At 34.3% G+C, this 23,078-nt stretch carries 28 protein-coding genes; 24 read left to right on the forward strand and 4 right to left on the reverse strand.

The window, feature by feature from the left end:
- The first annotated feature begins 17 nt into the window (after positions 1-17).
- From X953_RS01510 to X953_RS18980, 8 genes are all read left to right on the forward strand, one after another.
- Positions 18-251 carry a hypothetical protein gene (locus X953_RS01510; RefSeq protein WP_040954062.1) on the forward strand — a complete coding sequence of 78 codons (234 nt, stop codon included), beginning with the start codon at positions 18-20 and terminating at the stop codon, positions 249-251.
- A 51-nt stretch (positions 252-302) separates the two neighbouring features.
- On the forward strand, positions 303-617 hold the full coding sequence (locus X953_RS01515; protein WP_040954063.1) for a hypothetical protein: 315 nt from the start codon (positions 303-305) through the stop codon (positions 615-617).
- 91 nt (positions 618-708) lie between these two features.
- A complete protein-coding gene (locus X953_RS20155; protein ID WP_040954064.1) occupies positions 709-891 on the forward strand; it encodes a hypothetical protein in 183 nt (60 codons plus the stop codon).
- A 572-nt stretch (positions 892-1,463) separates the two neighbouring features.
- Positions 1,464-1,634, forward strand: coding sequence for a hypothetical protein (locus X953_RS19680; protein WP_156958428.1), 171 nt, complete (start codon positions 1,464-1,466; stop codon positions 1,632-1,634).
- Positions 1,635-2,059: 425 nt separating this feature from the next.
- Complete coding sequence (locus X953_RS01530) at positions 2,060-2,635, forward strand: TetR/AcrR family transcriptional regulator (protein WP_052350010.1); 576 nt, start codon at positions 2,060-2,062, stop codon at positions 2,633-2,635.
- A gap of 58 nt (positions 2,636-2,693) precedes the next feature.
- Positions 2,694-3,908, forward strand: coding sequence for a YhgE/Pip domain-containing protein (locus X953_RS01535; protein WP_040954067.1), 1,215 nt, complete (start codon positions 2,694-2,696; stop codon positions 3,906-3,908).
- A gap of 708 nt (positions 3,909-4,616) precedes the next feature.
- Positions 4,617-4,955 carry a PadR family transcriptional regulator gene (locus X953_RS01540; RefSeq protein ID WP_040954068.1) on the forward strand — a complete coding sequence of 113 codons (339 nt, stop codon included), beginning with the start codon at positions 4,617-4,619 and terminating at the stop codon, positions 4,953-4,955.
- Positions 4,948-5,514: a DUF2812 domain-containing protein gene (locus X953_RS18980; protein WP_052350011.1), complete on the forward strand. Its 567-nt coding sequence runs from the start codon at positions 4,948-4,950 to the stop codon at positions 5,512-5,514. The genes X953_RS01540 and X953_RS18980 overlap by 8 nt, the downstream gene beginning before the upstream one ends.
- Before the next feature lie 437 nt (positions 5,515-5,951).
- On the opposite strand, the gene X953_RS01550 is transcribed toward X953_RS18980, so the two are convergent.
- A complete protein-coding gene (locus tag X953_RS01550; RefSeq protein WP_052350012.1) occupies positions 5,952-6,596 on the reverse strand; it encodes a GGDEF domain-containing protein in 645 nt (214 codons plus the stop codon).
- Between the two features lie 1,453 nt (positions 6,597-8,049).
- On the opposite strand from X953_RS01550, the gene X953_RS19980 reads away from it, so the two are divergent.
- On the forward strand, positions 8,050-8,286 hold the full coding sequence (locus tag X953_RS19980; RefSeq protein WP_198023304.1) for a sigma factor-like helix-turn-helix DNA-binding protein: 237 nt from the start codon (positions 8,050-8,052) through the stop codon (positions 8,284-8,286).
- 166 nt (positions 8,287-8,452) lie between these two features.
- Here the strand turns inward: X953_RS19980 and X953_RS01565 are convergent, their stop codons facing one another.
- A complete protein-coding gene (locus X953_RS01565) occupies positions 8,453-8,743 on the reverse strand; it encodes a hypothetical protein (RefSeq protein WP_040954071.1) in 291 nt (96 codons plus the stop codon).
- Positions 8,744-8,756: 13 nt separating this feature from the next.
- Positions 8,757-8,960, reverse strand: coding sequence for a hypothetical protein (locus X953_RS01570; protein WP_040954072.1), 204 nt, complete (start codon positions 8,958-8,960; stop codon positions 8,757-8,759).
- 750 nt (positions 8,961-9,710) lie between these two features.
- Here X953_RS01570 and X953_RS20455 point away from each other — a divergent pair.
- The 7 genes from X953_RS20455 (at position 9,711) to X953_RS01600 (ending at position 12,535) form a co-directional block, all read left to right on the forward strand.
- Positions 9,711-9,887: a DnaA N-terminal domain-containing protein gene (locus tag X953_RS20455; protein WP_084715752.1), complete on the forward strand. Its 177-nt coding sequence runs from the start codon at positions 9,711-9,713 to the stop codon at positions 9,885-9,887.
- A 71-nt stretch (positions 9,888-9,958) separates the two neighbouring features.
- Positions 9,959-10,267: a helix-turn-helix domain-containing protein gene (locus tag X953_RS01575; RefSeq protein WP_040954073.1), complete on the forward strand. Its 309-nt coding sequence runs from the start codon at positions 9,959-9,961 to the stop codon at positions 10,265-10,267.
- Between the two features lie 28 nt (positions 10,268-10,295).
- Complete coding sequence (locus X953_RS01580) at positions 10,296-10,553, forward strand: hypothetical protein (RefSeq protein ID WP_040954074.1); 258 nt, start codon at positions 10,296-10,298, stop codon at positions 10,551-10,553.
- Positions 10,554-10,777: 224 nt separating this feature from the next.
- Positions 10,778-11,509, forward strand: a complete 732-nt coding sequence (locus X953_RS01585; RefSeq protein WP_040954075.1) for a DUF1385 domain-containing protein — start codon at positions 10,778-10,780, stop codon at positions 11,507-11,509.
- Between the two features lie 146 nt (positions 11,510-11,655).
- A complete protein-coding gene (locus X953_RS01590; RefSeq protein WP_156958430.1) occupies positions 11,656-11,874 on the forward strand; it encodes a hypothetical protein in 219 nt (72 codons plus the stop codon).
- Entirely contained in the window at positions 11,864-12,139 is a 276-nt protein-coding gene (locus X953_RS01595; protein ID WP_040954077.1) for a hypothetical protein, read from the forward strand. Before X953_RS01590 ends, X953_RS01595 begins: the two co-directional genes overlap by 11 nt.
- 12 nt (positions 12,140-12,151) lie before the next feature.
- Positions 12,152-12,535, forward strand: a complete 384-nt coding sequence (locus X953_RS01600) for an ankyrin repeat domain-containing protein (protein WP_040954078.1) — start codon at positions 12,152-12,154, stop codon at positions 12,533-12,535.
- A gap of 26 nt (positions 12,536-12,561) precedes the next feature.
- Here the strand turns inward: X953_RS01600 and X953_RS01605 are convergent, their stop codons facing one another.
- Positions 12,562-13,089 (reverse strand): hypothetical protein, encoded by a 528-nt coding sequence (locus X953_RS01605; RefSeq protein ID WP_040954079.1) that lies wholly within the window; start codon positions 13,087-13,089, stop codon positions 12,562-12,564.
- Between the two features lie 248 nt (positions 13,090-13,337).
- On the opposite strand from X953_RS01605, the gene X953_RS01610 reads away from it, so the two are divergent.
- The 8 genes from X953_RS01610 to X953_RS01645 all read left to right on the forward strand — a co-directional run bounded on the left by X953_RS01610 (position 13,338) and on the right by X953_RS01645 (position 22,997).
- Entirely contained in the window at positions 13,338-13,622 is a 285-nt protein-coding gene (locus tag X953_RS01610; RefSeq protein WP_040954080.1) for a helix-turn-helix domain-containing protein, read from the forward strand.
- Between the two features lie 784 nt (positions 13,623-14,406).
- A complete protein-coding gene (locus tag X953_RS01615) occupies positions 14,407-15,354 on the forward strand; it encodes a DNA/RNA non-specific endonuclease (RefSeq protein ID WP_040954081.1) in 948 nt (315 codons plus the stop codon).
- A 233-nt stretch (positions 15,355-15,587) separates the two neighbouring features.
- Positions 15,588-16,721, forward strand: a complete 1,134-nt coding sequence (locus X953_RS01620) for a tyrosine-type recombinase/integrase (RefSeq protein WP_031538021.1) — start codon at positions 15,588-15,590, stop codon at positions 16,719-16,721.
- Positions 16,722-16,795: 74 nt separating this feature from the next.
- On the forward strand, positions 16,796-18,934 hold the full coding sequence (locus X953_RS01625) for a tyrosine-type recombinase/integrase (RefSeq protein WP_031538020.1): 2,139 nt from the start codon (positions 16,796-16,798) through the stop codon (positions 18,932-18,934).
- Positions 18,927-19,322, forward strand: coding sequence for a DUF6262 family protein (locus tag X953_RS01630; protein ID WP_031538019.1), 396 nt, complete (start codon positions 18,927-18,929; stop codon positions 19,320-19,322). Before X953_RS01625 ends, X953_RS01630 begins: the two co-directional genes overlap by 8 nt.
- Before the next feature lie 206 nt (positions 19,323-19,528).
- A complete protein-coding gene (locus tag X953_RS01635) occupies positions 19,529-19,894 on the forward strand; it encodes a metalloregulator ArsR/SmtB family transcription factor (RefSeq protein ID WP_031538017.1) in 366 nt (121 codons plus the stop codon).
- Positions 19,887-22,301, forward strand: a complete 2,415-nt coding sequence (locus X953_RS01640) for a heavy metal translocating P-type ATPase (protein ID WP_035416501.1) — start codon at positions 19,887-19,889, stop codon at positions 22,299-22,301. The genes X953_RS01635 and X953_RS01640 overlap by 8 nt, the downstream gene beginning before the upstream one ends.
- 78 nt (positions 22,302-22,379) lie before the next feature.
- Entirely contained in the window at positions 22,380-22,997 is a 618-nt protein-coding gene (locus X953_RS01645) for a CadD family cadmium resistance transporter (protein ID WP_031538015.1), read from the forward strand.
- Positions 22,998-23,078: the final 81 nt, after the last annotated feature.

A 23,078-nucleotide genomic window follows, 5' to 3' on the forward strand; every position in this document is an offset into this window, starting at 1 on the left:
AGTTGAGAGGGGTTACTATGAAGAAGATTTTAGCGAATACAGGAATTTATTCATTTATTGTTTCTTTTTTATTGTTATTTGTGTTGATGGATAGGGGATATAACTCAACTGATGTAAGCGGTTTGACCTCAAGTGTAGTAATTTCTTATCCAGATTTTCTCTTTATGATTACACGAAATTCCATAATAATTTCAATCATTGTAGTCATACTTGCTTATGCTATTCGGCGATTCAAAAAGAATAAGGCGTAAAACTACTATTACACTAACTTGGTGCGATTGTTAAACTAAGGGGGGAGTAACTTGTCCAAAGGTTTAAATAATAATTGGGAACAAAATGAAAGGTCTTCAATCTGGAAAAAACGAAAAAAGCCGTTTCTATTTGTTGAGGTGATTTTAGCATTAACTGCATTCATCTTATCCATCATTAATTTAATCCACTGGAATACTGACTTACCTTTGATTTCATTTCTAATTACACTGCTTGTTGGTGTTGTATTCACTTTAAGGGGAATTGAATCCTTACTTAACAAAGAAAAAGGATATAAAATCATTGTTGGTTGTGGCGTTATTATATGTATTATTGCGATAATAACTTTTATAATAAAACATTTTTGATTTTAAACTATCTGGTGCATTTCTAAAAGAAGGAATAGCACCATTATTCAATTCAAAGACGCAGAGGGGTTTAATAAGGAAGGTTTAACTAATGAAATATATTAACGGGTTATATGCTTCATTTGTGTTAATGATGATAGTAATTCTTGTTAATACAACTATATTTGATGATGAATATTCTGGGATATTTACTTACATTTGCTTAGGAATATTTATAGTGGGCAATGCCTTTTTTATAAATGCTAAACGGTTAAAAAAATCGGAAGAAGAGTAGTTTATATATTGTGCTAACTGGTGCATTAGCATAAAAGGAAGATTGATAATATGGCGGTCTTGTATAACTAAGGGTATAGGCAAGAGTGTTATTTCTGTTACCAAAACCCAGCCATTTAGGGGAGGAAGGCTTTTGTGATTGGCTTATTAGAAAATATACTTCAGATATCTGGAATATTGTTGCTCCTATGTGCAATTTATTATTATTTTCATTTTAAGAAAACCAAGAGGAAAAGGAAACTGACTCCCATAGAGCTTACAGTTTACATTGTAACTAAAATTGCATTTTTTCTATTGGCAAGTAGTTATTTGCTTCTGCTTTTGGATAAAAATTATTAAACAAACTGGTGCAATACTTTAAGAAGATATTCTGCTATTTATTATAGTAAAGGGAAGTTTACTTAAAAAACAAACCATTTTAAATTTGATTGTATTTAGAGTTATAGTTAAATGCTAATAATAGGGGAATTATACCAGTTGTTATTTATGTCAAAGACCCAATTATTTTCTAATTCAATACAATCGAACTTCTTTAAGGTATTGAGTAGAATATAAGTTAAGGAGATGATTTTTATGACTATTGGAAACCAATTAAGGAAAAATCTTGAGAATTCAAGTGGATTAAAAAGGAAGCTAGAAGAATTTAACAATAACCTCAAAAACTTTTATCAAAATAATCGTGAAGAGGAATACCATAATGTACAAAAAAGAATGGAAGCAATAATTAAAAAAACAAAGTCATAGTGTCTCTTATGTAGCTGTCTTATTCCTCTTCCCCATGCTAAAAAGTCGGTATCCAATGTTTTATTGTTGGTATCCGGAGCGGAAGAAAGAGAGAAGAAATAAGAGCAGGAAAGCGATATGTACCCAATTTTAATTCAATCGTAAAATCAACACAAATCCAGGCTGGATCCTGTTGATTCAGTCTTTTTTCTTTGCCCAATATTCCTCCAATCCCTGATCAATGGTGGGTTAAATGTTTTTTTACTTCTTTTCTCTGGATTCTACTTTTGTTCCAGTGAAGAAGAAAGTGGCTCGTTATAAAGTATATCAATTTCCAATATGGGTTCAGTTTTCATTATGAGCTAGTAAAGAAAATATTGACAGAAAATAGAATCCCATTTACAATGAATGCAAGTAATTACTTGCATATGCTGGAGGAGATGTTTTTGAAGTTACCGACAAAAGATAAAATTATGGAAGCGATGATAGAACTTGTCAATGAAAAAGGATATAAGGGTGCGACCACGAGAGAAATTGCTGATCGAGCTGGTGTAAATGAAGTTACTATATTCCGCCATTTTGGAAATAAGAAAGGGATTGTAGAAGCAATAATTCAAAAATTCGGATTCGTTGATTCGCTTGAAAATACATTTGAAGAAAAGGTTATTTGGGATGTAGAAAAAGACTTAAAAATGTTAGTAAGGGAATATCAATTTTTATTAGAACAAAAGAAAACGATTATTTTACTAGGTTTAAGGGAAGCAGATAAATTTCCCGAATTAGATATATTACTTAAACAGTTACCGCAAAAGTATATAGAGATGCTAGAAATTTATTTTGAAAAAATGATTGAAAAAGGAAAAATTGAAAAATTAGATCCTACTATTGTCGCCACGAACTTTGCTTTTATTAATTTTGGCTATTTTTTAATGAAAACAAGGGTTCATCCAACAGCGAAGGAATTACCTATCGACGACTTTGTCGAAAGTAATATAGACTTTTTTATTAAATCGCTTCAGTAATTTTTTTTGAACAATATGCAAGTAAGTACTTACTTCTATATTTGAGGGGAGCTTTAATATGAAGGTACTTAAAAGTTTTTTCAAGGAGAAAGAAACATTATTAGGTATTTCAGCAGCGGTTGCTTTTCAGCTTATTTTCGTTATTGTCTGGTTAACAGGTTATGACGGTGTCTATGATCGGACAGATCAATTTTCCATTGGTATTGTAGATGATGATGTAGTACTTGGAGAAGAAATCAAAAATGAATTGAAAGATAGGGATTTATTTCAGGTAATAGAATTTGAGGAATTAAACCAAGCAAAACAAGAATTAGATGAGAGAAACGTCAATATGATCATTCATCTTCCAGACCAAATGATGGAGCAGTTGCAAGCGAATAAAAATGTAACGATTGATTATTATATCAATCAATCCGTTCCAACTTTGACCAAACAAATGATGGAGACAGCTGCAAATAGGGTAAACGATGAATTCAATCAACAAGTCAGAGAAACGATGAATACACAAATGGCAGAAACCATTCCACAGATGGTAGCGGCCGAGTCTCCAAATGAAGAAATGGAAGCAGTAGTAGTCGAGGGGTTAGCAAGCCAAGTAGTAGAATTGATGCAGGAGAACACCCAAATTACGCCTATACAAGCAAATGTGTTGAAAATGAATAATAAAGAAGGATTTGCTGTAACCATGGTTCCGCTATTAATCGTATTAGCTTCTTATATTAGTGCAATGCTGATTAGCCAATACTTACAATTTACGAATGGAAAATTAATCGGTAAGTATACCCGGTCATCTCTTTTCATTGGAAGGCAAATCATTAATGTCATATTAGCTATTGGGATATCTTTATTAACTGTTTGCCTCATGTATTTGTTTAACATTGAAATGGATCATAACTTTTTCGCCTTATGGGGTATTCAAGCTACTTTGCTCTTTAGCTTCTTAGCAATATCACAAGTTTTTGTAATGTTATTTGGCAACCCGGGAATGATTTTTAATATTGCTTTAACAGCAATTCAATTGGTCAGTTCAGGAGCAATTGTCCCTCGTGAACTATTATCACCCTTTTATCAAGGACTTGGTAGCATCCTTCCTGCAACGTACGGTGTAAATAGTTATTTTAGTTTAATTTATGGTGGTGGAGACCTTAGTTCGGATTTGAAGCATTTATGTTTTATTATTGCTGTTCTGTTGGGTATCGCAATTGCTGTACAAATCATATTTTACTTTTGGGATAGATTGAGATCACCAAAAACATCCATTGTTAAGAACTAAAATATAATTTTTTATTAATTCTTCTACTTTCGATTTACATTCAGGATGAAGTGAAAGATTAATATATAGCTATCTTATTCTTCACCGTGCGAAAAAAGCTCCCCCTTTTAAATAGTTGGTTTATTAGAGGGAAGGACAAGGAGAGAAGAAACGGGCCTAAAATTTATGTATTCAATAGTATTTCTACAATTATCCAATCGGTTTCATAAATCAAAAGACAATACTAATTCAGGCTGGGTCCATAGTGGGTCCAGTTCTTTTTGTCCAATATTTCTTCAATCCCTTTTCAGTTGTTTACCTTACAATATAAACCCGGAGGATTTTCTTCATCTTTCTTCACTCCTTTTCCATCCATTCAGTCCCAAAACTGCTACCATTCTTGTCTATTCTCCTGATACGTTCACCAGAAAGGGGGAAGTACTTATAGTAGATTGGAAAGAAGAGAAATACGGGTGGAGTCATGAGAGGTAAGGGATTGAAAGGGAAGACCTAAAAGACAGTTGCAAAACTGAAATCTGTTCCGTTTCTATTCCCTTTGTTTCCTAATCACAACATCATTTTAAAATTGCTCTACCTTCCGTTGCATCTCGAGAAGAGTATATGTCCTGAACAGAAATTAAAATAATTGATTATTTATATTGACCAACTATATCGTTTAATGATATATTCTATTTAACGATATAGTTTTTAGAAAAAGAGGGGTGAATCATGCCAAGAAATGATATGGTAAAGTCAGGAAGGTTAACAGATATAGCTTATTACATCTTGTTATCCCTCATTAAAGAGAATCATGGATATTCGATTATGAAAACAGTGAAACAGATAACAAATGGGGAAGTGGAAATTGGACCGGCTTCATTATACAGTACTTTAAAAAAACTAGTTAATGAGAATATGATTGAACAAGTAGTTGATCAGTCTTTCAACACGAAAACATACATCATAACGAAAAAGGGATCTGAAACTTTAAAGAACGAGTATGATCGACGTAAAAGAATGATTCAACATGCGGATCAAATATTACAGAGGGAGGACGGACATGACTGATAAAGAATATAAATATGTAGAGACACATGGTGTTGAGATTGACGATAATGGCGATAAAGATATGGATATGCTAAGTGATTATGCAAAAGAAGGTTGGATATTAGAAGGAACACATATATTAGGGTACAGATTAGTGAAAACAGAACCACAAAATCTCATTTACAGCGTGGATATGGAAGATAATCCTAATGAGGAGTATTTTGGTATGTTTGAAGAATCAGGATGGAAGCATGTTTGCTCCAGTCGTCATATGCACTTTTTCTCAGCTGCTGAAGGAACAACGCCCATCTATACCGAGGAAGATAGTTTAATTGAGAAATATAAATTGATGAAAGGGAAATATCTGAAATTTACAAAACGAATGGTTTATTTTTATTTACTAACCGTAATTATGGCTTTATTTTCTAAAATTATAGAATGGTTTCCAATGTTCATTGGAGAGATAAGTTTAATAGTTGGAACAATGTCGCTTATGGCACTTCCTTTTACAGTATTACCGTATCTTTCATATAGGGGGAAATATAAAGGTGCAATTAAGAGTCATTTTAATGTGTATTAAAAGACAAACTGCTGTCTTATGATTCTTTAATATTGGTATCTCCCTGTAACTTTGCTTCTCCCTGATGGAACTAAGTTGGTATATTAGAGGAAAGAGTGATGAGAAAAAAAGAGGGAATAAATCAGAACTTTCTCGGCGGTTTTTCAATCGTTTATTTCAATCAAATATCAATAAAAACTCGGATTCGATTGATGAACTTAAAGATGCCTATGAACATATTACAAAAACAGCAGAGGAACTGTCGAATATAATTTGAATGGTATAGCTTAATAAATTCATATAAAACAAGGGTTTGTTCTGGTAAGGTGGAAAAAGAGGAGGTAGAGCCTACAATTAATTATCGGGATCTACCTCCTCTTTCTATTCGCTGAAAGATGATTATCTTCCAAGACTGAATACTAAATAGTAGTTAAACTACATGTTATTGAAATGTATGACTAAGTATTTGAATTATAATGGGATTTGAACCTATACATATTAGCATCTGCTTTGGAAATTAAACTTTCAAAAGTATTGTCATCTGAGGGGTAAATAGCTTTTCCAATTGAAACAGATAAACCATTGTACTTCAAGTCTTTGCTTTTCAGTGAATTTTTAAAATGACTTATCTTTTGATTTAATCTTTTTTCATCAGCAAAAGGAGAAACTATTAGAAATTCATCGCCTCCCCATCTTGCAACAATATCTTCAGATAGAAAGCTATCTATTAGTAGGTCAGAAATACACTTTAAAACTTGATCCCCAGTTTCATGCCCAAAGTTGTCATTAATTTGCTTAAAATCATTAACATCCAAAAGTATTATCGCTAGCTTATTACTTTTCCTGTTAGCCTTCGAAAAGGATTTTTGAATATTATCTAATACATAGCGTCGATTGAATAGCCCTGTTAGAGGATCTCTGTTTGCTTTATACACAGATTTGTCGTATTCCCTTCCTAGATACCATCCAATTATCATCAGGATGATAGCGGGTAAAGGAATACTGTGAGGAGTTGCACCAAAGTGTATTTTTACAAATGTTCTAATAACTATAATTATGATGGCTACAAATGTAATACCGGTAATACGTCCTTTATATCCCATTGAATCTCCTTTGACTTATCATTTTATACTATTTATGTTGATGTAACTATTGGAAATTATATGGTGATTATCATAAAAAATCAATTAGTTTAAGAGTTTACGATTTTCACTGTGGGTGCTGATAGGTACAAGTTATTCGATAAAAAGGAGAAAGGAGCGTTTGGGGCTAAGCTGCGAGGCCGAGTGAAAGAAGGTAAAAGAGGAGAGGTAAGATATTCGGTTGTGTCTGATCTACTGTTAGTCATTTTGACCTTAACATTAAAGGCAAACGAAATCTTACTGTTAGCTACTTGATCTAAATGCCACCACCATTCCTTTAATGGTTCATTCGATAAAGAAAAGTCATAGATCTACTTAAGATGACTAGTCATCTTCTTTGCATTTTCAATTAATTTTAGGTCATAATTAATCAATTTTAGTCTCTCGTCATTCGTAAGTTCTTTGATTACCTTTTCGAATTTATGCGAAGGTGAAGCATATAGAGCGATTCAAAGGGGCTAATTTCAAAATCATCTACGTAGCTCCCATACATCTCAATTAATTGACTGTTTTGTAATACCATTTGGACATATCCTTTTAATTAGACGTAACAAGTGCTATTAGTTGCGTTAGGGAAGAGACGTTGAAAAAAGGCAAGGTTTTACATATAAGAAAAAATCATCCCGAAAGGCTCGACCAGCAAACGGGATGATCTCTCTTGAACAAACATATTAATTGAGCAACCATCTCGCTTCAAGCAGCTACCCATTGACTCCGTGTTGCTAGCACGGGTCTTATTTATTTTAACGAAAAATGGTGCCTATTTGCAATGTTTGAAGTCGGATTATTTGCGTATAGCCTATGAGACTTGGATTTGATGTTGTTTAAAGCCGGTTTCAACTGCTAAATAGTTGGCTTCCGATTGGTAAAGAGAAGTGGAAAAGCAAAGGAGAAAGCAATATGTAGTTCCGTGGTTTTTCAAACATCATCCAATAGGGGTATTTCAATTCCATGTCATATCTAGATTAATCGGTGTTCATACTTTACCAGTTGTTATCCTTACCACATTAATACAGAGGATTTCCAATCTCAGTTCAGTTTATTTCCTAATTGTGACCCCACCAGCTTGAAACTTTTTACCGTTTCTTCTGTAACGTTCACCAAAACGGGGAAGGAACTTAGTTCCGTTGCTTTGTAGATGAAATAGGTAAATAATTGTTAGGGTTCATGATAAAATAAAATGAGGTGAAAGGGTTACTTCACTATACAATAATACTATTTACTTAATTAAAGTGAAACCGTTGTAACTATAATATAATAATTGGGAAAAAGGTGTGTTGATATTATTGAACCTAGGTTAGAAAGAAAAGATATCATTAATTTTTTAGATTTAATTGATTCCCAATATAGTCCAAATTACAAACCTCAAATCGGACGAATGAAACCATATTGGAAATTATTAAAAAAGGAAAATATGGATGAAACTGAATACAAAAGTTTTCTATATATTTATAGTCATTTAAAAGACATTCTTAGCGAAAGAGAGCGTTTTATATTAGATTCAATTTATGGAGTATCAGGAGAGTTTTTAAATGATACGCAAGTTGCTAAAATACTAAATATATCAAATTCCAGAGTAGGCCAAATCAGGAGAAAGGCTGAACGGAAGTTAGGTAAAAAACTATTAGAACTGTATGATGAAGTTATCTAAAGATATAGACTAGATGCTCATTCCTGTGCTTTTCTTCGCCTTTTAGTTAATGAGAAATGTTCATTCTTTAGATGGTTGGTACTGGAGTGAATTTTTTAGAATTTGCCCAATTAGGATACAGAAGGCATTAAACCCCTTTCCATTTGGATTAATGTCTCAACTACTTTTATTCGTCAATTTCCGGCTCCCAATCATCTCCATACTTTGGACCGAGCAGTTTTTTTATTTCTACCTCTGTTGGATCTTTATCCCTTTTGGATTTTAGATATTCAAACTCCTCTTTGGGCACCAAGTATCTACCAGGCTTTCCCTCCTCTTCTTTTCCAGAAAGCTGCCGTTGTTTAATCCAATTAACAACTGTTTCCAATTCTACGTTATAATAGTCAGCTAATACTTGTGCATCAACATATTCCACATTTGCATAAGATGTTGCACTTTTATTCCTTATATCGCTCATCACAATACTCGCCTTATTTGTTTAGTCCCTGCTCATATTCTTGTCTAAATTTCGCTACCTTTTCTATATCGACACCGATCTTTGTAGCAATAAAAGGGATTGCTAGACTATCAATTAAAGACCTGGCAATTTCCTCTTTTACATCTTGTTTGGCCTTATTTATAGCTTCAGTTTGCTCAACTTCCCTTTTAAGTTCTTGTACTCGCTTAATAACCAAGTCAATCTTTTTAGCAATAAATGTAACAGCAAGTGTCCCGATTAATGACTTAGCAACTTATTCCTTGACTTCTTGTCTAATCTTTTTTGTATTTTCTTCGTGTGTAATTATTTATCATCCTTTCGGGTTGGATAAAATGATTCCTAATCTGTTTTCTATATTGCTTATGTTATCAAGTTGAGACACTTTTGTTAATCCCTTAATGTCCCTTCATCTTACTGCTGTTATTAAGATCTAAATAATAAGAAAATCTGTTGAACACTATCTTACAACAGGTATTCAAATCAATATAAAGTATCGCTAGATAGAGAAATGTGGTAAAAAGTATCCCAACCATTAGACAAACAGAGAAGTAAGTTAAAGCCAGAAATCAATATTGACACTGTGAATTAATATCATTATTATAAGATTAAGTGAAGACAATTAGAATTTTATAATATAATCCATAGTCTGATTTCCTTTAGTATTTTGACAAGGGAAAGTTTATTAGATAGTTGAAATTAAAATAAATACGTTGCCAAAGGATGGTAAAAATGAAACAGTGCCATTTACATATAGAAAGTTATTATATCGAAAACAAACACTTGTAGAATAAAAGTTCTGCAAGTGTTTTTTTATGCCCCATTTCCTATAGGAAATGGAATAGAAATTTATGATGAACTAAAAGTATTTTATTACAACGATTAAACAAAGGATGAATACGTATGAAAATGGAAGATTCAAAATTGGATTTATGGGATCTGGAAATGAATTCCAAAGCCTTCCTTCGAAACTTGGATTGCTCCTGCAACTGGTAAGATCACAGATGAGGATGTATCTGTAGTAAAGGTAACGAATGACTTTGCTAGGCACTGGACTGTGGAATTATATAAAGAACTGATTCGAAACATCCTAAAGGAAATACGGGGCAAGAGATTAATATTGTAGTAACGTCTCCTGTCAATGTGTTAGATAAATATCTTGATATGGAAATAGAGAATGAGGGGAGGGTTCGCAAGATGGAAAAAGGTGAAGATAAGGAGAATGAATTTGGCCCATACATTAGATGGATGAGACTAAAAAGAGGTTTTACCCTTTCTCAAGTCGCAGATGGGTTGGGGATCTCTACTAATTATGTTTCCCAACTGGAGAGGGGCGAAAGGAAGGTAACGGATGACTTAGTAGTTAGTTTTGCAAAACTATATAACATAGACGAGGATATATTGTTTTGGAAGTCAGGTAAAATTCCCCTGGGTGTTAGAAAATTAATCGTGAATGATAAAAGTTTGCAAGAAGCCCTATCCAAACTTTATAAATCTCGACAATAGTGAAACTGAAATTTAAGGAGGGTAACAAATGGATAGAAGTAGGGATATTATCAAGAAACAATCACCAGATGATTGGGTGTGGGCCGGGACGACTATTACTTCATTGAACTGTAGTAAAACGGAAATTGATGAGTATATAGAGATCTGGAAAAAAAAGATTGAAAAGCAGGGATTGGATTTACTGGATTTACATGTTTTTACAGGGGAGGTGAAGGATGGTTATGACATGGTAAATATTCAATTTTTAATAAGGCCAAAGGAAGGAACATCAGGATATGTGATATAGAAGGGATGAATTGCAGAAATTGACTTGGTTGTAGCAGGAAAAGATGGAGAACGGTTAACCAAGAATCGTGTGTACCAAATATAACAGAAAGATGGAGGGATTAAGTGTGTCATCAATTAATAATTGTTGCCACTGTTGCCGTTTTGGTGACTATTTTAATAGGGGCAATGACTATAGTGGCAATGTGGAAAATAAAAAGTAAGTAGTCAATAGGGGAGATGGAATTGGAAATTTACGGAGGAAGGGCTGGATACGATTTTGTAAGTTTTACAGGAGAAAAGTATCAGTCAATATCAAGATATAAGGATGGGGAAATCACGACAGATATAAGACTTCAAAAAGGGGATAGCAAAGTAACAAATATTCTTTCGAAAATCCCCTTTATTCGTGCCTTCTCTATTTTAATAGAAATTATGATCGAAAGTTGGAAAGGATTTTTATCTACGGTAATAGTCCTGTTGTCTATTCAATTTTTATTAGGCGGAAAGTCAAATTATTATCTTTTATTTACGAAAGCATTTAGTACCTCAGAAATGATGTGTAGCCTTTTAGTTATTACCGGTCTTATCATAAAACTAACTCCCATTGGTAAGTATCATTCAGCGGAGCATATGACTGCTCATGCTTATGAAAAGGGTCTTAATTTAACAATAGATCTTGTAAAAAGGCAGCAAAGAACGCATAAAGACTGCGGAACAAATCTAGTGATATCCTTCTTTATCTGTTTCTTTATATTATCTATGATATTTGGTGATACAGTTTGGGTGTTTTTGGTTTCCTGGAGTATTGGATATGAGATATGGAGAATTGAGCCGAAAGTATTATGGGATGTCGTATTGGTAATAGGAAAAACAACCCAATATCTCCTTTTTACCTCAAAACCAAAAGAAGGGCATTTATTGGTGGCAATCGAGGCAATGAAGAGGTTAGAAGAGAAAGAATTAGCGAATAAATAGTTGATATTTAAACGTGGCATGGAAAAATGAAGGTATTTGAGAGGGTGCCTCAAGGTGGCTAAGGATGATTCAAGTTTCAATGTCAGGATGGATGAAGAAGAAGCATTGGGTATCTGCTTATAACATGCAGAGAAATTGGTTTATCTGTGAACCAAGTTAGGCAGTTTCATTCTAAGATGATTTCTCAATTTAATCAACTCTCACCTGATGAAGCAAAGAAAGAGGGTGAGGAGTGGTTTCGTTCAGTCCGCAAAGAGGAAGGCGTTAAATCTCCACTAGCTAAAACTGAAAAGTCTAATAACGAAAAAAGATTACGTGTAAAAAATGAAAGAATACTAAGAAGGGCTGTTTTTAATGATAAATAGGAATGAAAGAGATCCAAATAGAATTAATAGGATATTGTATTTGCTTCAGGTTATTTGGAAATTGAATCCAGACATGCGTTTCTTTCAATTGGTAGATTCGTTGCAATATAAATATTCATCGGAAAATAATAATTTTGGTTTGCGAAAAGGATTCGAACTAGATTCTAAGGCGGATAGGCCAATGTCTTATATAGACCTATATTACTTAGAAGATGAAAGGCTAGAAGAATTTTTGCGTGACTTTATTGATAAAAACGAAAAATAGGAGGGGGATTAGGTGGGGAAAGAAGGTAACAAGAAGCTGGATTTTATGAATATAATTAATTCTGATGATGTGAACCAGCTTGATGAATATGTAGATAAATGTGGTGTTAATCATAAGATAAAAGGAGCCAGTCTCCTATACTGGACTGTCCATGTTAATAACCTACCTTTTGTTACGAGACTATTAGAACTGGGAGCCAATCCCAACCTAAAGGATTCAATTGGTAGGAGTCCTCTTGAAGTGGGGGCTTATTATGGATTCTATAAGGTTTGCAAAGTCCTACTTGAACATGGTGGAAAGGTTGATGAGGATTCGCAGCGGAGAGCTTTGGAAGGATGGGATGGTAATAGACAAGACTTAATAATTGAATTGTTACAGCAATGGCAGAATAGATAAACCAGAGTGGATGGGCCCCATGAGTTTTACTCAGAAGGGTCCCTTTGGTATGATCTAATAAATTCTAACAGACTCATACTGATGATATCTCTCTGACGGAGATGTGGAAACTGTCTAGTACATAACTTGGAGAACTGATTATAGATATCAGCATTCACTTGAAAAGATTTGTTAATTGTCTTGGAGGAAGGATTGTAAACTATCGGATCAATGATTAATTGGCCCTGATGGTCATGTAATAGTCGTTTTAGTTCATCCAAATGTTTTTCCAGAAACCGTAATGTTTCATTTGGCTTATCACTTTCATCTAGTTTCTCTACTGAGTCAAGGTATTTCTCATACTCTTCCAAACTTATCAGTTTCTCGTATTTTTTGGTTGTCTGGTTATATTGGTAGTTACCGTTATCTCTCATGAGTTTTGTGAAGGCACTGTATGGGATACCAATCTTCTCACTCACCATTTTTAAATGGTCTTTCTCCTCCTTTTCTAGCATCTTGTTCACAGTACGTACCTTGTCATTCATTGGTAGACTCATAAATTCTTCTGTATTCATTCTCTATCACTTCCTTATTCTTTAATGAAAAATACTATATTTTATAGTAGATAACTCTGAATAAAATATTCCATTTAGGTACATAAATCGTGGTTTTACTGTAGCTGAATTAAAACTATTTCGGGATTAATCTATAGCAATAAATATCCTTTCTATCGGTTATAACTTGGGAAGTGGAGTCTAGTATAAAGAGTAAACAAAATAAATTAGGGATTGGAGACATCCAATAGATTAGGAGGAATTTAAGAATGAATAATAAGGAGAAAATAATGCTGGTAGATCAGTTGGTAGTGGACTTTGGTAAAACTGTAAAAGAGTTTAGGATAAAAAGTGGCTTAACATTACAGGACATGGCCGAGATTGTTTCGCTTAGTCCAAGCTACGTGTACAGAATCGAAGCACATAAAAGAAAACCGGAAATAGGAACTAGAATAAGGTTTATGACTGAAGCAATGGGTTTTACGTCTGAAGAGATAAACTTATACTTGGAAAAGTATATTGCGAAAGAAAAGATAAATAGGGAATCAGAATAAATGTAATTTCCGAATAACTACTAGATTTTTGAGTCTTAGGATCTAAACTAGTAGTTTTCTTTTTGACGTGGTTATCGGAATATTATGTAAAAATCAGGATTGCCTAATCTTAACCCTATATAAATATGTCAAAAATAAGGTTAAGTTCGTCATAATTAAAAATTCCCCTTGAAAGTGACAATTAGTAGGACTGCTAGGTTAGGTATAAATTAGGAACCCGTTGATAGGACCTTTTGATAAAGAAGATTGGATATTAACTGAACCAGTACTATAGAAGAAAATATTAGAATCAATAGAGAAATTTAAGCTAAATGAGAGTGTTGAACATTTATAAGAACCGTATTGAGCCCGTTTTGGGACATAAACATTTTCAATTTGATGACAGTTAGAAAAAAGGAACTACAAAGTGTGTTTGAAACGGTTCGAATAAGGTACAAATATTGCTCTTAACGCAGTATTTGGGGGTTTTGCTACAGTTAATTCCATTACAGAGTGGAAATCTGAATCAGGATTGCCTAATCTTAACCCTATTAATATATGTCAAAAATAAGGCTTCGTTTGTTATAAATATTAAAAACCTCCCTGATAAGTGACATGTAAAAAAATAACAAGGTCAGGCACCAGTCAGTAGGGAACCCGTTCTAACTAGATAAAACAATAACCCTAACCATAATAGGTCAATAGGATATTAGTCTTTTATGGTAAGATTATAGAATAAGATTAGTTAAAGTCATCGATTTTAGAATGAACAGTATGAAATTATTATAGGAGAGTGAGTCCTAAAATGAGAAAGAAAATGAACTATTTAATCTTACTTTTAACGATTGTTTTTATGGTTGGTTGCACCAACGTAGAAGATACATCCAATACAGATGTAGAAGCAGATTCACAAGAAGTAACCAGAGTTGAAACAAATAAAAATAACGAAAAAGAGGAAACAGTCACTACGGTTGTTGATGAATCGGCAGTAGGGGAACCGCAGGGTGTTCCAGATGCGAAGGAAACACCAACCCAACCAAATAATGAATTATTCTCAGGATACAAACTTATTGAAGTTGATGGCGGTGATTTGTCTGGACATCGTGAACCTAAAGTCGTTGTTGACATTGGATTTGGAGATAGAGAGTATTTGGCATTTACGAATGAACATGGGCAGTTGGTTCGAGTCATAGCTGATGAAGTCATCTTGCAGGATGATAGTACCGAACCTGTAAAGTCAAATGGCAGATATTATTGGGATGAAGCAAAAGTCCCAGGTGTTGAAAGTGATGTTTTAGATGAAGGTCATACCATTGCTGATTCTCTTGGAGGAGTGTCGAATGCTTATAATATCACGCCACAAGATAGCACACTCAACCGACACGGTGATCAGGCTTATATGGAAAGGGCAATCCGTGATGCAGGCGGAGCTACTAATTTTGAAGCAATTATAACATATCCAAATACGGAAACCCAGATTCCTTCTAGTTACAAATATACCTACACTTTAAAAGGAAACGTAATTGTTGACGAATTTGACAACGTGAACCCTGATGAAGTGAACGAATCACTTGGTTTAACCAAAAGTGAATCTACTCCGTCAACTGATTCAAACAGTTCAAGCAAAGATGGCGACCTTTCTAGTGTTGATGCAAACGGTAATGGCAAGGTGACGATTCAAGAAGCGAAAGATGCAGGCTATAAAATGCCGATTTCTAGCGACCATTGGTTAAATTTAGATATTAATTCATAGGATAGTTAGTCTAATATGAGGGCTGGTTATCCATTTTTATTTACATAATTTATTGGATAAATAAAGGTTGAAAATATTGTATTAATAGTTTAATATGAAACCATAAACAAGAACATTTGTTTGTATTGCTGGAGGACGTAGCCTCGGTGCGAGGACCTTAAAGAAACAACAATAACGGTAAACATTATAAGTAGCAGCACTATCGTAAATTTCAATTGGTTGGAGATGCTTTTATGAAGGTAGAACAAATATTGATTGGGAATAGAAAAGTATATCTGCTTATTGATTCAAATGGAACGCCAGTTAAACCCGTTGCGAAGTATATGAAATTTCACTATAACAAGGAGAGTAGTAGCAATACTTTACAGACTTATTGTACAGCTTTGAAATATTACTTTACATACTTAGAACAAACAGAAATTGATTATCAGCAAGTTAGCTTTCAAATAATATCTGACTTCGTTGCTTGGCTCAGAAATCCATATGAAAGCAATAAAGTAGTACCTCAAAAAGAAGTTAAGGCTAAACGCAGTGAAAGAACAGTAAACACTTACCTTACGGTAGTGACATCATTTTATGATTATCTATACAGAGAAGAATTAGTTGAATCAAATGTTGTTGAAAAGTTGATGAAGAAGATGTTTCAAGGTGCCAGTGGAAATGGATATAAGGATTTTTTATATCATGTAAATAAAGAAAAACCACGTTTCAAAAATGTGCTTAAATTAGACGAACCTAAAGTAAGAGTGAGGATATTTACAAAGGAGCAAGTTAATGAAATCTATAAATCTACTACTAATCTTAGGGATAGGTTTCTAGTAAGATTGCTTTTTGAAACTGGCTTACGTATAGGTGAAGTTCTTTCCTTATTTCTTGAGGATTTTCAATTTGATGCCATACAAAGGAAGCACAAAATCCAACTAACAGATAGAGGGGAGTTACCAAACGGGGGAAAATTGAAGACTGGAGAACGAAAGATTGACATCTCTCAAGGACTAATGGACTTGTATGATGATTACTTATACGAAGTGCTAGATGAATATAATCCTAACCATAACTTTGTATTTGTGAAGATTTGGGGTAAGAACGTTGGAGAACCTTTAACTTATTCTGATGTTTATGCCACTTTTAAGGAGATAGAAAGAAAAATAGGCCTATATATTACTCCGCATTTATTCCGACATACCCATGGAACCATATTTTATCTTCAAACAAAGAACATAAAGGCTGTACAAGAACGTCTAGGTCATGCACAAATACAAACAACCATTGACCTATATGTTCACCCTTCCGAAGATGATATTCGTAAGGAATGGGAAAAAGCCTCTCATGCCTTTGAAATTAGGCGAGGCGTGGAGAACAAATAGGAAGCGTTTCAAACAGGTTTACTGACGAAGTAGCACCTTTTTAGAGCGATATTAGTATTTTAGGAGGGCAAATATTGGATAATATCATACAGAGTAATTCAATCCTTAAAAGCGAATATTGGGACTTAATCACTTCCACTCTTTCCTCTTACGAGGTTAAAGAAATTTCCAACGATGGAAAAGTAACAAAAAGAGTTGTGAATGATGATTACTTTTTAGTCAATGATATTTGGAATATACACGAGATTGGTAAAATCCCTAATTTTGAAGAGCAATATAACAAGAGAAAAGGAATAGTAAATAACATTTACTTCAACTGCGAAAATCCAAACGTCAACATGGAGATTAAGTTTGTTTACTACAATCAAATTTTTTCAGACCGTTGGGGAATAAGGACTATATTTAAAAGTATCTCAGGCTCGTTAAAAAAACTGGCTGAGTATTTAAACGAAAAGCACCCAAATCTCACTTCCCTTCTTGATTTAGACATCAATAAAGAGCAAAAACTTTGGACCTTTTGGTTGAATGGTAAAGGAGAAAAGACGAGTTACATCAAGAAGTGGAGAGGGAAAGAAATCGTAGCCCGTACGGAAATAGATGGCTTTTTAGCACGGATTTATAATACACTTTTTCAATTAACAGACACCCGTGATGAATGGGAGAAGGACCGATGGGATATACGGGTGCTGTATAAAAAATATGGGATAGGATTCAATGAATCAACAAGTGGTTATCACATTGATTTTTCAAATATAGAGAATAAAAATTTCCGTAAAATATTTAAAGAATATTTAAAAGGTCGTCTAATCAGCGGCAAAAACTTCACCTGGGGTACAGCTCGAAGTTATGGAACATACACTATTCCTTTTTTAAACTCAATTTCAAAACAAAATCCAAAATGGAACGATTTTAAAGAACTTGAAAGAAAACATATAGAAAAGTACATAGAAGAGTTAAATGAATATATAAAGACCAAATTAAATAAGAAAAATTCCAATCCTAAAAAATATGTTCGTCAAGCATTAAAGTGTGTTCGTGCCTTCATAAGAGATCTTCAAATTTTAGAGAAGTTCGAGGATTTTGCACCTGAAGAAATGGTGTTTCGTCTAATATATCCTGAAGACTTTCCTAATCTCCCTAAAAAATCATTGGATGATATTGATTACATACCTGACTATGTATTGGAACAACTGTTTAATAATCTAAATGACCTTCATCCAGATGTACAGCCAATTGTCTGGATTGCTTTCAAAACAGGGCTTCGCATAAGCGATACATTGGGATTAACGCAGGATTGTTTAGGTAAAATAAATGGAAAGTCAAATCTTACAACAGATATTGAAAAGACGTATGTAATAGGTCATAAAATCCCCATTGATGATCATCTAGCGGATATAATTGCAGTTTTAATTGACCGTTCCAAGCAAAACAGCAATGATGATAACAATCCTGAAAGATACCTTTTTGTTCGCTACCGAGGTCCTCGTAAGGGAAGACCCTTTAGTCAGAATTTTGTTCGAGAAGAACTAAACAAATTAGCGTTAAAAAAGAATATAACAGATGAATCAGGAAATTTATTTCACTTCAAAAATCACCAGTTCCGACATACTTATGGAGTAAAAATGATAAATGGTGGAGCTGATATTATAACGGTGCAGGAGTTATTAGCCCACGCATCACCCGAAATGACCATTCTATATGCTCGTCTATTAGATGATACGAAACGTAAAGAATTTGAGAAAGTTGTGAGACAAGGTGTATTTGCCTTTGACTTAAATGGGGAAATTCATCAGGTCTCCGAAAAGGAACAAATCCCTAAAGACATTCTTGATATGTTGTGGAAAGATGAGAAGTTAAATGCCTTAGATAACCCTTATGGGACCTGTCGAGCAAGGGTCAATGGGAATTGCCCATTGGCAGCAGAACCACCTTGTCTCACTGCGAACGATGGAAAACCTTGTTTTGATTTAGCGGTAGGTATGACAAGTTTTGATGTTAAAAAGTACGAACTTCTTATAGAAACTACCACAAAGTGGATTGAAGCATCTAAAGAGTATGGTCGTGAAGATATGGTTAAGGCAAACGAAAAAAACTTGGAAAGGTACCAAAATATTTACGAAACAATCAAAGAAGGTAATGTTATTTTTGGTCGATTTGACCGCATGAAGAGACAATTAGAACGTAAGAAAAAGAAAGGTGTTAGACATGGCTAGTTTTGATCGTGAGGAGCAATTAAGGCGGCTACATGAAAAGAGAAAGCAAGAAACTAAAGATAAGGTTGAAAAAGCTATTAAACGCCTTATAAAGAGTTCTAAGGCAATTAACTTTAATAGCGTAGCGAAAGAAGCTGGAGTGAGCAAAGCAACGCTGTATAACCATTCAGCTCTTAAAGAGCGTATCAATTTCTTACGAAATCAACAAGAAGAAAAGTTTGTAGATTCAAGGATAAAACGGGATGAAAATAATCAAAACGCTGTAATAGCTTCACTTAAAAGAAGGATTGAAAAACTGGAGAAAAAGAATAAAGAACTTGAACTAGAAAATAAGCAATTAAGTGAAAATGAAAAAGAAAAGCTGGCTAACTATTTTGAGAGTATATAATCCTTATTCAACTAACGGGGCAGTTATGTTTAAGATGCTTTAAAATTTGGTTAAGCTCTCTAAAAAGATTGGTTTCTAACATTAGAAACCAATCTTTTTTATTGTAATATTAATATATAATAATCAAACAATCATTTGACTATTTGCTTATGTTGGGATATATTATACTCATCAAACAAACAGTCATTTGAATAAGGAGGGTAATTATGATGAAAGATATGTGTGAAGTTACCTGTATTCACGAAGATAAAGTAAACAGGGCTAAAAAAGACCTTGCTAAACAGAATCCTATGGATGTAGCGAAAGTTTTCAAGGCTCTGTCAGATGATACAAGGGTTAAAATTGCTTACGTTTTATCTTTAGAGGGAGAGTTATGTGTTTGTGATGTAGCGAATATTATTGAATCTTCAACGGCTACGGCATCCCATCATTTAAGATTATTGAAAAACCTAGGTATAGCAACATACCGTAAAGAAGGAAAATTAGTCTATTATTCACTAGATGATGAGCATGTTAAACAGCTCGTAGAAAAAGCCTTCGAGCATCAGAAGGAGGCTACGAAAGTTGGATAATACAGCAAAAACCTTAATAGAAGATAAAAATGTTTATCGTGTGGAGGGTTTCTCCTGTGCAAACTGTGCAGGGAAATTCGAAAAAAATGTAAAACAACTACCAGGAGTACAGGATGCTAAAGTCAATTTTGGAGCTTCTAAAATTGATGTATTTGGAAATGCAACCGTTGAAGAACTAGAAGAGGCTGGTGCTTTCGAGAATCTTAAAGTGGTACCAGAGAAAGCAAGAAGACGGGTCGAACCTGTGGTAATTGAAGATAAAAATGTTTATCGTGTTGAGGGATTTTCCTGTGCAAACTGTGCTGGAAAGTTTGAAAAAAATGTAAAACAACTATCAGGAGTTCAGGATGCAAAAGTAAACTTTGGAGCTTCTAAAATTGATGTTTTCGGAAATACAAGCCTTGAAGAGCTTGAAAAAGCAGGTGCTTTCGAGAATCTTAAAGTATTTCCTGAAAAACTGGCGAATCAAACGACAAAAGAGACCAGAGAGGACAACAAGGTTCAAAAAGAAGAGAAAATACCATTTTATAAAAAACATAGTACATTACTGTTTGCCACATTACTAATTGCTTTTGGTTACCTTTCTCACTTTGTAAATGGAGAAGATAACCTCGTAACTTCCATGTTATTTGTAGGTTCAATTGTAATTGGCGGATATTCACTATTTAAAGTTGGTTTTCAAAATTTGATACGCTTTGATTTCGACATGAAAACCCTGATGACAGTTGCCGTTATTGGAGCTGCCATCATCGGTGAATGGGCAGAGGCGTCCATTGTTGTCATTCTGTTTGCAATCAGTGAAGCTCTTGAACGTTTCTCTATGGACAGAGCAAGACAGTCCATTCGTTCATTGATGGATATTGCCCCAAAAGAAGCACTTGTTAGACGAAATGGTCAGGAAATAATGATCCATGTAGATGATATTGTTGTAGGCGATATTATGATTGTCAAACCAGGGCAAAAAATTGCCATGGATGGGCTAGTTGTTAATGGCTTGTCGGCTGTCAATCAGGCAGCTATAACAGGAGAATCAGTCCCTGTTTCCAAAACGGTAGATGATGAAGTATTTGCAGGTACGCTTAACGAAGAGGGATTACTTGAAGTAAAAATCACCAAATATGTAGAAGATACAACCATTGCCAAAATTATTCATCTTGTTGAAGAAGCACAAGGGGAGCGTGCTCCAGCCCAAGCATTCGTAGATAAGTTTGCAAAATATTACACTCCGATCATTATGGTTATTGCAGCCTTGGTTGCAGTCGTTCCACCTTTATTCTTTGGTGGAGGTTGGGATACATGGGTTTACCAAGGATTAGCAGTACTTGTAGTTGGGTGTCCTTGTGCATTAGTAATTTCTACTCCAATTTCGATTGTTTCGGCAATTGGAAATGCTGCTAAAAAAGGTGTGTTGATTAAAGGCGGTGCCTATTTGGAGGAATTGGGAGCCATCAAGGCAATCGCATTTGATAAAACAGGAACACTGACAAAAGGTGTACCAGTGGTAACAGATTTTAAAGTATTAAATAATCAAGTGGAAGAAAAAGAGCTATTTTCCATTATTACAGCTTTAGAATATCGTTCACAACATCCACTTGCTTCAGCAATTATGCAGAGGGCTGAGCAAGATAATATTCCTTATTCGAATGTGCAAGTGGAAGACTTCACTTCGATTACTGGGCGAGGTATAAAAGGGGTTGTAAACGGAACAACTTATTATATTGGTAGTCCCAGACTTTTTAAGGAATTAAATGTTTCCGATTTTAGCCTTGAGTTTGAAAACAATGTGAAAATCCTACAAAATCAAGGAAAAACAGCCATGATCATTGGAACGGAACAAACAATCCTCGGTGTAATTGCGGTTGCAGATGAAGTACGTGAGACAAGCAAAAATGTGATTCAAAAACTTCACCAGTTAGGAATTAAGCAAACAATAATGCTAACTGGTGATAATCAAGGTACCGCAAATGCAATTGGTGCACATGTAGGCGTATCTGATATTCAATCCGAACTGATGCCACAGGATAAATTAGATTTTATTAAAAAAATGCAATCGGAGCATGGTAACGTAGCTATGATTGGCGATGGCGTTAATGATGCTCCTGCACTTGCTGCATCCACTGTCGGAATAGCAATGGGCGGGGCTGGTACAGATACTGCAATCGAAACAGCTGATATAGCCTTAATGGGAGACGATTTAAGCAAACTTCCATTTGCAGTAAGACTCAGTCGAAAAACGCTAAATATCATCAAAGCTAACATCACTTTTGCTATTGGAATTAAATTAATTGCTTTACTATTGGTTATTCCAGGCTGGTTAACGCTTTGGATTGCTATTCTTTCAGATATGGGAGCTACTATTTTGGTAGCATTAAATAGTTTACGACTGATGAGAGTGAAGGATAAATAGGTACTATATGTGTGAAATTTACGGAAGGGCTTTTCAATTTGAAGAAAAGTCCTACCCTAAAATATTGGAGATGGAAAAATGATCGCAACGATACTGACGGCTGCTGCGGTATATGTAGCAACAGGAATTGATTATCTCGTCATATTAATTCTTTTGTTTTCGCAAGTAAAAAAAGGTCAGGTAAAACATATTTGGATAGGACAATATATAGGGACTGCAATTGTGATAGGAGCAAGTCTTTTAGTTGCACAGGGGGTTGTGAATTTAATTCCGCAGCAATGGGTTATCGGACTACTTGGACTTTTACCACTTTACTTAGGTGTGAAAATATGGATTAAAGGAGAAGAGGATCAAGATGAAAGTAGTATTTTATCCTTATTCTCCTCTGAAAAATTTAATAAACTATTTTTGACGATGACTTTCATCGTATTGGCTTCCAGTGCGGATGACTTTTCCATTTATATACCGTACTTCACGACCTTAAATATGTCTGAAATCTTTATTGCTTCTATTGTCTTTTTAATTATGGTTGGAGTTTTGTGCTATGTCAGTTACCGTCTAGCTTCATTCGATTTTGTATCGGAAACAATTGAAAAATATGAACGTTGGATTGTACCAATTGTATTCATAGGGTTAGGGATTTATATATTGTTTGAAAATGGAACATTTAATGCTTTATTCTCATTCCTATTTTAACAAACGGGTGCTTATCTTAAAAGATAAGCATTTTTTCTTCTTGAATTTATTAAAGACAGAATTGTTGAATAGAACTCTTAA

Origin of the sequence: Virgibacillus sp. SK37, assembly GCF_000725285.1 — a bacterium.
Classification (GTDB): Bacteria; Bacillota; Bacilli; order Bacillales; family Amphibacillaceae; genus Virgibacillus_Q.

Coding starts and splice junctions, on each gene's coding strand:
- X953_RS01510 (WP_040954062.1), top strand. CDS start 18: ATGAAGAAGATTTTAGCGAATACAGGAATTTATTCATTTATTGTTTCT.
- X953_RS20155 (WP_040954064.1), top strand. CDS start 709: ATGAAATATATTAACGGGTTATATGCTTCATTTGTGTTAATGATGATA.
- X953_RS19680 (WP_156958428.1), top strand. CDS start 1,464: ATGACTATTGGAAACCAATTAAGGAAAAATCTTGAGAATTCAAGTGGA.
- X953_RS01535 (WP_040954067.1), top strand. CDS start 2,694: ATGAAGGTACTTAAAAGTTTTTTCAAGGAGAAAGAAACATTATTAGGT.
- X953_RS01540 (WP_040954068.1), top strand. CDS start 4,617: ATGCCAAGAAATGATATGGTAAAGTCAGGAAGGTTAACAGATATAGCT.
- X953_RS18980 (WP_052350011.1), top strand. CDS start 4,948: ATGACTGATAAAGAATATAAATATGTAGAGACACATGGTGTTGAGATT.
- X953_RS01550 (WP_052350012.1), bottom strand. CDS start 6,596: ATGGGATATAAAGGACGTATTACCGGTATTACATTTGTAGCCATCATA.
- X953_RS19980 (WP_198023304.1), top strand. CDS start 8,050: ATGGATGAAACTGAATACAAAAGTTTTCTATATATTTATAGTCATTTA.
- X953_RS01565 (WP_040954071.1), bottom strand. CDS start 8,743: ATGAGCGATATAAGGAATAAAAGTGCAACATCTTATGCAAATGTGGAA.
- X953_RS01575 (WP_040954073.1), top strand. CDS start 9,959: ATGGAAAAAGGTGAAGATAAGGAGAATGAATTTGGCCCATACATTAGA.
- X953_RS01580 (WP_040954074.1), top strand. CDS start 10,296: ATGGATAGAAGTAGGGATATTATCAAGAAACAATCACCAGATGATTGG.
- X953_RS01595 (WP_040954077.1), top strand. CDS start 11,864: ATGATAAATAGGAATGAAAGAGATCCAAATAGAATTAATAGGATATTG.
- X953_RS01605 (WP_040954079.1), bottom strand. CDS start 13,089: ATGAATACAGAAGAATTTATGAGTCTACCAATGAATGACAAGGTACGT.
- X953_RS01610 (WP_040954080.1), top strand. CDS start 13,338: ATGAATAATAAGGAGAAAATAATGCTGGTAGATCAGTTGGTAGTGGAC.
- X953_RS01615 (WP_040954081.1), top strand. CDS start 14,407: ATGAGAAAGAAAATGAACTATTTAATCTTACTTTTAACGATTGTTTTT.
- X953_RS01620 (WP_031538021.1), top strand. CDS start 15,588: ATGAAGGTAGAACAAATATTGATTGGGAATAGAAAAGTATATCTGCTT.
- X953_RS01630 (WP_031538019.1), top strand. CDS start 18,927: ATGGCTAGTTTTGATCGTGAGGAGCAATTAAGGCGGCTACATGAAAAG.
- X953_RS01635 (WP_031538017.1), top strand. CDS start 19,529: ATGATGAAAGATATGTGTGAAGTTACCTGTATTCACGAAGATAAAGTA.
- X953_RS01645 (WP_031538015.1), top strand. CDS start 22,380: ATGATCGCAACGATACTGACGGCTGCTGCGGTATATGTAGCAACAGGA.